Source organism: Arthrobacter sp. 1088 (assembly GCF_031455315.1).
GTDB lineage: Bacteria > Actinomycetota > Actinomycetes > Actinomycetales > Micrococcaceae > Arthrobacter.
In genome coordinates this window covers 169,168-178,435 of the sequence record NZ_JAVDSM010000012.1, presented here as the reverse complement: position 1 = coordinate 178,435, position 9,268 = coordinate 169,168, and the positions used below count along the sequence as shown (strand labels likewise).

10 protein-coding genes and 3 tRNA genes are annotated in these 9,268 nt (G+C 61.5%); 11 read left to right on the top strand and 2 right to left on the bottom strand.

Annotated elements, in window-relative coordinates; translation table 11 throughout:
• Window positions 1-21 precede the first annotated feature (21 nt).
• The 6 genes from J2Y41_RS18845 (at window position 22) to J2Y41_RS18820 (ending at window position 3,609) form a co-directional block, all read left to right on the top strand.
• Window positions 22-94: transfer RNA gene (locus tag J2Y41_RS18845), tRNA-Gly, on the top strand.
• A gap of 24 nt (window positions 95-118) precedes the next feature.
• Window positions 119-193, top strand: a tRNA-Val gene (locus J2Y41_RS18840).
• Window positions 194-250: 57 nt separating this feature from the next.
• Window positions 251-326, top strand: a tRNA-Gly gene (locus J2Y41_RS18835).
• 174 nt (window positions 327-500) lie between these two features.
• Entirely contained in the window at window positions 501-1,955 is a 1,455-nt protein-coding gene (locus J2Y41_RS18830; RefSeq protein WP_216923133.1) for an amino acid permease, read from the top strand.
• 83 nt (window positions 1,956-2,038) lie between these two features.
• Window positions 2,039-2,272, top strand: a complete 234-nt coding sequence (locus J2Y41_RS18825; protein WP_309930715.1) for an antitoxin — start codon at window positions 2,039-2,041, stop codon at window positions 2,270-2,272.
• 116 nt (window positions 2,273-2,388) lie between these two features.
• On the top strand, window positions 2,389-3,609 hold the full coding sequence (locus J2Y41_RS18820) for a benzoate/H(+) symporter BenE family transporter (RefSeq protein WP_309930713.1): 1,221 nt from the start codon (window positions 2,389-2,391) through the stop codon (window positions 3,607-3,609).
• 13 nt (window positions 3,610-3,622) lie between these two features.
• On the opposite strand, the gene zapE is transcribed toward J2Y41_RS18820, so the two are convergent.
• Complete coding sequence (gene zapE, locus J2Y41_RS18815; protein ID WP_224090952.1) at window positions 3,623-4,663, bottom strand: cell division protein ZapE; 1,041 nt, start codon at window positions 4,661-4,663, stop codon at window positions 3,623-3,625.
• A 211-nt stretch (window positions 4,664-4,874) separates the two neighbouring features.
• Between zapE and J2Y41_RS18810 the strand changes: the two genes are divergently transcribed.
• The 3 genes from J2Y41_RS18810 to ybaK are packed head-to-tail and all read left to right on the top strand — an operon-like array spanning window position 4,875 to window position 6,859.
• On the top strand, window positions 4,875-5,801 hold the full coding sequence (locus tag J2Y41_RS18810) for a sulfurtransferase (protein ID WP_224089642.1): 927 nt from the start codon (window positions 4,875-4,877) through the stop codon (window positions 5,799-5,801).
• Between the two features lie 37 nt (window positions 5,802-5,838).
• The gene (locus tag J2Y41_RS18805; protein WP_224089641.1) at window positions 5,839-6,306 is read left to right on the top strand and encodes a SufE family protein; all 468 of its coding nucleotides are present in this window, start codon (window positions 5,839-5,841) and stop codon (window positions 6,304-6,306) included.
• 58 nt (window positions 6,307-6,364) lie between these two features.
• On the top strand, window positions 6,365-6,859 hold the full coding sequence (ybaK, locus tag J2Y41_RS18800) for a Cys-tRNA(Pro) deacylase (RefSeq protein WP_224167106.1): 495 nt from the start codon (window positions 6,365-6,367) through the stop codon (window positions 6,857-6,859).
• A gap of 2 nt (window positions 6,860-6,861) precedes the next feature.
• Here the strand turns inward: ybaK and J2Y41_RS18795 are convergent, their stop codons facing one another.
• Window positions 6,862-8,166 (bottom strand): alpha/beta fold hydrolase, encoded by a 1,305-nt coding sequence (locus tag J2Y41_RS18795; RefSeq protein WP_309930709.1) that lies wholly within the window; start codon window positions 8,164-8,166, stop codon window positions 6,862-6,864.
• Between the two features lie 135 nt (window positions 8,167-8,301).
• On the opposite strand from J2Y41_RS18795, the gene J2Y41_RS18790 reads away from it, so the two are divergent.
• A complete protein-coding gene (locus J2Y41_RS18790; protein ID WP_216923124.1) occupies window positions 8,302-8,793 on the top strand; it encodes a hypothetical protein in 492 nt (163 codons plus the stop codon).
• 14 nt (window positions 8,794-8,807) lie between these two features.
• A complete protein-coding gene (msrB, locus tag J2Y41_RS18785) occupies window positions 8,808-9,266 on the top strand; it encodes a peptide-methionine (R)-S-oxide reductase MsrB (protein WP_309930706.1) in 459 nt (152 codons plus the stop codon).
• The last annotated feature ends 2 nt before the right edge of the window (window positions 9,267-9,268 follow it).

The window sequence follows — 9,268 nt, the reverse complement described above, 5'->3', positions numbered from 1 at the left end:
TTTGCCGGGCAGGCAACATGTGCGGACGTAGCTCAGCTGGTAGAGCACCACCTTGCCAAGGTGGATGTCGCGAGTTCGAATCTCGTCGTCCGCTCTCCTTTCATTAGGACCCGGAAACGGGCGATTGGCGCAGCGGTAGCGCGCTTCCCTGACACGGAAGAGGTCACTGGTTCGATCCCAGTATCGCCCACCAGAACAAGGCAACTTGTTTGTTGTTGAAGGCCAGGCATTTGCCGGGCAGGCAACATGTGCGGACGTAGCTCAGCTGGTAGAGCACCACCTTGCCAAGGTGGATGTCGCGAGTTCGAATCTCGTCGTCCGCTCCAATAAAAAGGCAGCTCCTCGGAGCTGCTTTTTTTATGCCCACGCGGAGCCAAATGCCATTCATCATTTGAGGTAACTGATACACCTAAGAAAAAGTCGCTTTATCTAATGTGATTCCTCTCGCACAATGTAATGCGAACTCATCACCGTTCCACGCCAACTGGCAGGAGTACCCCATGAATCAACAGACGGCTTCCCAATCCGTCATGCGGCGCAAGCCCATCGACGATATCGAGGAAGAAAGCAAGCACAGTGGACTCTTCAAGAGTCTTGGCCTCTGGCAACTGACGGCCATCGGCGTCGGCGGCATTATCGGCGTCGGCATTTTCTCGCTTGCTGGCCTTGTAGCCCACGGCGACGCCAACAATCCGGGCGTAGGCCCTGCAGTGCTCGTCTCGTTCCTTATCGCCGGACTCGCTTCCGGCGCGGCCGCTCTGTCCTATGCCGAATTTGCCGGCATGATCCCCAGGGCCGGCTCCGCCTACACCTATGGCTATGTGGCTTTGGGCGAGATCATTGGCTGGTTCATTGGCTGGGATCTCCTGCTTGAATACATCGCCATTGTTGCCGTTGTGGCAATCGGCATCTCCGGCTACTTCGATGCCTTCTTGTCCGGCATCGGAATCCACATGCCTACCTGGATGACGTCCACAGTGGATGAAGGCAAGGGCGGCATCATCAACCTTCCGGCGATCCTGGTTTGCCTCCTGGTGACCTGGATCCTCAGCAGGGGAACCAAAGCTTTCGGCCGCTTCGAATTGGTGGCTGTTGCCATCAAGGTGGTGTTGATCCTCTTCATCATCGGGTTGGGCATTTTCTACATCAACACTGAGAACTTCAATCCGTTCATGCCCAGTGGTTTCGGCCCGGTCTTTGCCGGTGCAGCCACGGTGTTCTTCGCTGTCTTTGGTTACGACGCCATGAGTACCGCCGCGGAAGAAGCCAAGGACGGCAAGAAGCACATGCCCAAGGCGATCGTCCTGTCCTTGATCATCGCCATGCTGCTGTATGTGGCAGCTACGCTCGTCCTCACCGGCATGCAGAACTACAAGGACATCGATCCCAAGGCTGGCTTCGCATCGGCCTTCACCGGGGTTGGCCTGCCTATCATCGCCACCATCATTTCGGTCTTCGCTGTCCTGTCCATCCTGACCGTGATGCTGACCTTCCTTCTGGGCGTTACCCGCGTATGGTTCTCCATGAGCCGCGACGGCCTGCTGCCGGGATGGTTCGCCCGTACCGACCGTCACGGCACACCCCAGCGGGTGACCTGGATCGCGGGCATCGCCTCAGCGTTCCTCGCCGGCGTTTTCCCGATCAAGGAAGTGGCGGACCTCACCAACATCGGCATCCTGGCAGCATTCGTTGTGGTTTGCATTTCCGTCATCGTCTTCCGCTACAAGAAGCCAAATGCCCCCCGCACCTTCCGTTTGCCGTGGATGCCCGTAGTTCCCGCCTTCGGCGTGCTGGCTTCCGCGTTCCTGATGTCCCAGCTGCATTGGGAAACCTGGCTGCGTTTTGCCGTCTGGCTCATTGTTGGCTTGATCATCTACTTCTCCTACGGCCGCAAGCACTCGCTCATGAATCCGGACAGCCCACGCCACCTTGAGCTCAGTAAGCCCTTGGCGTAGCGCCCCTGGAATCCTTGGCACGTCCAGGATCTGGTGTTAGGGTCGGACGCGGAGGAGCGAACTGGCTCCGCGAAGGAAGGGAGGTGCCCGTGGGTTTAATTGACGACCTGAAGGGTAAGGCTCAGGGTCTCATTCAGGGCAACGAAGAAGCCATTCAGAATGGCATCGAAAAGGCCGGAGACTTCGTCGACCAGAAGACAGGCGGCAAGTTCGCAGGTCAGGTTGACGCGGTTCAGAATGCCGCTTCCGACTTCGTGGCTTCAACAGACGGGAACGCCGCACAGGCTCCCATCACGGATGAGCCTAAGCAGCTGTAGCTGCCTGAGCCCGCCGTACCAGATACGTCAAGGGGGCACCGGTCCCGCCGAGAGGCGCCACCGGTGCCCTTGGCGTTTAACCGGCCTCCAGCTTCCAGTCCGGTATTTTGGTCCTTATGCCATCAGCCTCTTCCGCAGTCCAGCGTCCCTCCCGCCAGGACACGTTGGCGGCACCCATCACCGCCGGCATTGTCACCGCCCTCGTCGGTTTCACGTCCTCCTTCGCCGTGGTCCTTGCCGGACTGAAGGCTGTGGGAGCCAACCAGGCGCAAGCCTCCAGCGGCCTGCTGGCCCTCACACTCACGTTCGGACTGGGCATTTTATGGCTGGCATGGAGGTCGAAAATGCCAGTCACCCTGGCGTGGTCCACGCCGGGTGCCGCGCTCCTCGCCTCTGCAGGAATGGTCGACGGCGGCTGGCCGGCAGCGGTGGGTGCGTTCGTCGTCGTCGGGGTGCTGATCGTCCTGACGGGGTTACTCCCCAGCCTTGGCAGGCTCATGGCGAAGATACCCACACCGCTTGCGCAGGCGATGCTCGCAGGCGTCCTCCTCCCCCTGTGCCTGGCTCCTTTTAGATCTCTGGGAGAAGCGCCGTTGCTGATTGGCCCGGTGGCCCTTTGCTGGTTGGTGATGACGAAGTTCGCGGCCCGCTGGGCGGTCCCGGCCTCACTGTTGGTCGCCCTCGCCGTCATCGGCATCCATATCGTGGCGAACGGCGTTCAGATCCCCGGGGATGACCTGTTGCCGCGGCTCGAGTGGACCACTCCAACATTCACGGTGGAGGCAGCGGTGGGGCTTGCCCTGCCCCTGTTCATTGTCACGATGGCATCGCAGAACATTCCCGGCGTCGCCGTGCTTAAATCCTTTGGCTTCACAACACCCTGGCGGGCATCGATGGTGGTCACCGGAGCCGGAACCATTGCGGGCGCCCCATTCGGAGGCCACGCGATCAACCTTGCTGCTTTGAGCGCGGCATTGGCGGCCGGAGAGGAAGCAGGGAAAGACCACAGCAGGCGCTGGATTGCGGCATTCGTGGCTGGCCTTGCCTACCTGATACTGGCAGCCTTCTCGGCAGCCCTTGTCACGGTGGTGGCGGCTGCACCCGCCGGCTTGCTTGAAGCGGTAGCAGGCTTGGCCTTGCTCGGCACGCTGGCCTCAGCCATCTCCTCCGCATTGGCAGTTGCCGAAGAACGCGTACCCGCGTGCATCACCTTCCTGCTTGCCGCCTCAGGGATCAGCTTCGCAGGAGTGGGGGCTGCCTTCTGGGCTTTGGCGGGAGGCATACTAGTCCGCTGGTTGCTGAAAGACCGGGAACCGCTGACACCTTCACACAAGTAGAGGCGGAACCGGATCAGGCAGGTTCGTGGTTCTGTCCCTCGCGGGCGAGAGCCGTAAGCCTGGAGACGGCACGGAAGTACTTCTTCATGTATCCGCCGGTCATCATCTCTTCGGTGAAGAGTTTGTCGAAGGGAACGCCGCTGGCAAGAATCGGCACATCTTTGTCATAGAGGCGGTCGGCGAGGACCACGAAGCGCAGCGCTACTGCCTGCTCGGTAATCGTCTCGACGTCGCGCCACACCACGGCTTCGATGCCTGAGATCAGCTGGCGGTACCGGCTGGGGTGGACGCCGGCGAGGTGGTGCACGAGAGTGCGGAAATCATCCACGGCAACTGTTTGTCCGTCGAACTCGGCGTGCATGCGGTGCTTGAGTTCTTCAGTCTTCAAAGGTGATGGAGCTGCGGGCAGGCCACGGTGGCGGAAGTCTTCGCCGTCGATCCTGACGACGTCGAACTGGTCGGCAAGGACCTGGATTTCCCGCTGGAAGTCCACGGCTGCGAAGCGGCCTTCGCCCAAGGAACCCGGCAGGGTGTTGGAGGTAGCGGCCAACTTTACGCCGGCGTCGGCCAGTTCGCGCATCAGGCGGGACATCAGCACGGTGTCGCCGGGATCATCGAGTTCGAATTCGTCAATGCAGACCAGCTTGTAGTTGCTGAGGGCTTCCACGGTCTTGCGGAAGGAGAGCGCGCCTACGAGGTTGGTGTACTCAACGAATGTGCCAAAGGCTTTGGGCCCAGGAGACCTGTGCCAAAGGGAGGCCAGGAGGTGGGTCTTTCCGACGCCGAAGCCTCCGTCAAGGTAGATGCCGGCCCGAGTGGCGGGGGTCTTCTTGGCGAACAACTTCTTGAACAGCCCGCCGCCGTCATCGGCGCCCACGCCATCGGCGAAAGCCGACAGCAGCTTGACCGCATTGGCCTGGCTGGGCTGGGCGGGGTCCGGGCGGTAGCTGTCGAACGATACCTCTCCGAATCGCGGAGACGGGTAGAAACCCTTGAGGAGTTCCTCCACGGAGACTGCCGGTGTGCGGGCAGCCAGTTGTTCGATCTGTACCACGGTGGTCCGTTCTTCCAGTATTTGGGTCCCCAGCAAGAATACCGGCATCGGGCGTCCCGAAAACGGCGACGTGACCAAGGCCATGTTTCACCATGTGACCAGCGGGGAAGCATTCCTCGCGGCCCGTGGTTAGTGTTGGAGCACGCCGGGCCGGCAACTGATGCAGCTTCCAGGGCCTGGCTCCGCCCGTTGTCAGTGAAAGGCCATCATCATGTCCTACCCCGTTGAACAAAACGAAAAGTTCGCTTCCTACGCGAACCCTGAACGACTCGTGTCCACGCAGTGGCTTGCCGCAGCACTTGCCGAAGGCGCCATCGCCGACGGCAAGCTGGTAGTCGTGGAGTCCGATGAGGACGTCCTCCTGTACGAAACCGGCCACATTCCGGGTGCCGTAAAGATCGACTGGCACACCGACCTGAACGATGAAGTGACCCGCGACTACGTGGACGGCGCCGCATTCGCCTCCCTGGCTGCATCCAAGGGCATCTCCCGCGACACCACTGTGGTGATCTACGGTGACAAGTCCAACTGGTGGGCAGCCTACGCCCTCTGGGTCTTCACGCTGTTCGGACACGAAGATGTGCGCCTGCTGGACGGTGGCCGCGACAAGTGGATCGCCGAAGGCCGCGAATTGACCACGGACGTACCGACGCCGGCCCCGGGAACCTACCCCGAAGTAGAGCGCAACGACGCTCCCATCCGCGCCTTCAAAGAGGACGTCCTGGCTCACCTGGGCAACCCCCTGATCGATGTGCGCTCCCCCGAGGAGTACACGGGCCAGCGCACCCACATGCCCGCGTACCCGGAAGAAGGCGCGCTGCGTGGCGGCCACATCCCCACTGCTGCTTCGATCCCGTGGGCCCGCGCAGCCGCTGAGGACGGCACCTACCGTTCCCGTGAGGAACTGGAAGCCCTCTACCTGGGGGAAGCCGGTTTGACGGCGGGCGACGACGTCGTGGCCTACTGCCGCATTGGCGAGCGGTCCAGCCACACCTGGTTCGCACTGAAGTACCTGCTGGGCTTTGAAACCGTCCGCAACTACGACGGTTCCTGGACCGAGTGGGGCAACGCGGTCCGCGTACCCATCGTCAAGGGCGCCGAGCGCGGATCCGTGCCGGCCGCCTTGGTCCGTAACTAGCAATGCAATCAGCGCCGTTGTGCGTAAGCTGGAAGTGATGAGTACCAACACTTTGCCCGCCGCACTGGCGGAAATCGTCGATGACTTCCAGGCACTGACGGAGCCTGACCGCCTGCAACTGCTGCTCGAGTTCTCGCGTGGGCTGCCGGAGCTTCCGGAGCGCCTCAAGGACCACCCGGAGTTGCTGGAGCAGGTTGTGGAATGCCAGTCACCTTTGTTCCTCACGATCGAATCCGAGAAAAACAAGGACAATGCCGAAGGCCCCCGCGCCTACCGGTTGTTTTTCAAAGCGCCTCCGGAGGCTCCCACCACGCGTGGATTCGCCGGGGTACTGCACGAAGGACTCGATGGGTTGACGGCCCGGGAAATTCTGGACGTACCGGATGACATGCCGGAGTTGCTGGGATTGACCAGGGCCATCACTCCCCTGCGTATGCGCGGCATGACCGCCATGCTGGGCAGGATCAAGCGGAAAGTGGCGGCAGCAAGCCGTTTGGAACGCTAAGCCTTTCTGCAAGGCAAAGCCACTTTCTGCACAGCAAAGGTGAGAGGCGTCCTGGCACATGGCCAAGAAGATGGCATCACAGGGAACGCCGGCCACTGCAGCACTAGCTGCGGCCGGCGTTCCCTTCGTGCTGCACCCGTATTCCCATGATCCATCGGCCGCAAGTTATGGGCTGGAAGCTGCCGAAGTCCTGGGCATCGATCCCAAGCGGGTTTTCAAGACTTTGATGGTTGAAGTCGAAGGCAAACTCGCCGTCGGCATCGTCCCCGTTTCAGGAACCCTGGACCTCAAGTCCGTGGCGGCAGCCCTGGGTTCGAAGAAGGCAGCCATGGCGGACCCCAAGGCGGCCGAGCGCCGGACCGGCTACGTCTTGGGCGGAATCTCCCCTTTGGGCCAGCGCCAGCCCTCCCCTACAGTCCTGGATGATTCCGCGTTGTCCTTTGACACCATCCTGGTGTCCGGCGGGCGACGCGGTCTCGACATCGAACTTGCCCCAAAGGACCTGGTCCGGCTGACCAAGGCCGTGACCGCCCCGATCGGCGCCAAGGGCTAGCGTCACCTTGGGGTGACGTCACCCTCTGATTGCCCAGCACCCTCGGGCTGACCACCAACCTCTGTTTGCCCGGGATTGTTCCGTGGAGCCAATTGACGCTGAAGCCACGAGCGAACCAGCCGCTCCCATTTCTCCGGGTCAACATTCCACTCCTTCGTGTGCCGCGCGCCGTGGAACGGTTCGAACGTCACCATTTCCGGGTTCTTCTCCGCAAGGCTGGCAGAAGGCTCAAAGGGGACGTAGTCATCATCGACACTGTGGATCAGCAAGGTTGGGGTTCGTAGCTCAACGGCTCGTGCTTCCCAGTCCATCGCTTTGAAATCCAAGGGAGCGGATAGCCCGGTGAGCCGGCGGCCCAGTGGATGTCCGAGCATCAGCTGTCCGTATCGGCCTACGTTGTACGGGATCCTGTTCATCTCTGCATGGTGGGCCATCACGTTGACCCAATTGATCACTGGCGCGTCCAGCACCAATGCACGGATCAGGTGCCTGTGCTTGGACAGATCGGCTGTTTGGAGGCTGATGGCTCCACCCATGGACCACCCGAACAGGACCACTTCCCGGGCGCCGTGTGCCATCGCATATTCGATGGCGGCTTCCACGTCGCGCCACTCCGTGGAGCCCAGGCCGTACCGCCCGTCAAGTGCCGAGGGCGCAAGTCCGTCATTGCGGTATGAAATCAGCAGGCTGTCCAGTCCCAACTCCCGCGCGGTCCGTACAGCCCTGAGGCCTTCAAGCCTGGTGGCACCGCGGCCGTGCACCATGATCGCCCAGATTGGAGCGTGGGTAGCTGCATCCGCCCGGACCAACCACGCTGGCGCCTTTCCGACGTCGAGGTCAATCTCCACGTCCTCGGCGGTCAGGCCGATGGCAGCGGGATCCGGGTAGGTCGCGCCGCTCCACCATCCCCGGCGGGCTTCAGCCAGATTGCCGCTGTAGACCTCTTCGACCTCGCGCAGCACCGTTTGTTCAGCCGGTGAGTAGGACACGATCCTGCCAATCCTGGCATGGCCTTTACCGCCCTCGAAGAAGAGGCTGAACACGCCGTCGATGGTGGTGTCCGGGGTGGCCGCAAGGATGACCTGCAGTCCTTTGTCTCCACGGATGACGGCGAGAACCTCCTGGTCCTCATGACGGGCAGCGGGCGTAATGACGCGCCGGGCAAAATACACTGCGAGCGCTGAAGATCCGGCACCGACGAATCCTGCGAGTGTCCCTCCGGTGAGGATTCCTGCGATGGCCCATTTAGTGCGCAGGGACATTTTCTTCTCTGCAGCGTCGCTCGCTGACCGGGTATTCAATGCCATGGCTCCATTGTCGCCGTTCAGTGGCCGTGGTCCATGCACGTGGAGGCAGCGCGGCGGATTGCTTGCGGGAATGGGCTGGGAGAATTGAGGGCCGAAAATCTGCGTCGTGCTGTTCGGCGGGACTACGCTGTAGCCATGAGCGATCCCATCGTCATCCTGACAGAAGAGCCCCTTGGTCCCGACGACCGCGTCAACATCGCCAAATTGGTCGACGGCGGCGACGCACCCTTGGTTGTCCTGGTCCCGGCCAATACCGAGCGACATCTCCTGGTTGATTTCCTGGAGAACCTTTCCATGCTCGATATTGCCAAAGCGTTCCGGGAACTTGGTGGCCAGTCCCCCAACCCGGATGCTGAGAGGGCGGAGGCGTCGGAAACACTGGCCACTTCGTTGGCTGCGCTGGAAGGTTTGGGCGGGGGTGTCACGGGCGAGATCGTCGACGGCGGTGCCGTGGCCGGCTTGGTAGCGAAGGTCCGGGCACTGGATGCCGCGCAAGCTGTGGTGGTAACACGTCCGCACGCAATCGCGGATACTTTCCACACGGATTGGGCCAACAAGGCGCAGGACCAGTTGGGGCTTCCAGTTCTTCACTTGTATGCGGGTTCGGGATTTATCGGCGACTCGTGAGCGTTGCATAAGACATGAACACTCCTGAGAACACCAGCAAGACCACGGCCGTGCCCATGGAGAAGTCCGATGCCCAGTGGCGTGAAGAGCTGACTCCGGATGAGTACCGCGTGCTGCGCCAGGCCGGTACTGAGCGGCCTTACACCGGCGAGTACTGGGACACTCATACCGAAGGCGTTTATCAGTGCCGCGCTTGTGGCAGCCAGTTGTTCACCAGCCACGAAAAGTTTGATTCCCATTGTGGTTGGCCGTCCTTCTGGGCACCGTTGGCCGAGGGCACGGTGCGTTACCTCCATGACCGCACGATGGGGATGGACCGGGTGGAAGTCCGGTGTGCCAACTGCGACTCGCATTTGGGCCACGTGTTTGAAGGTGAGGGCTACGGCACTCCCACGGACCAGCGCTTCTGCATCAACTCGATCTCGCTGCGGCTTGTGGAGTCGAAAGAGCCGGCTGGACCCGAAAAGAAGTAGGC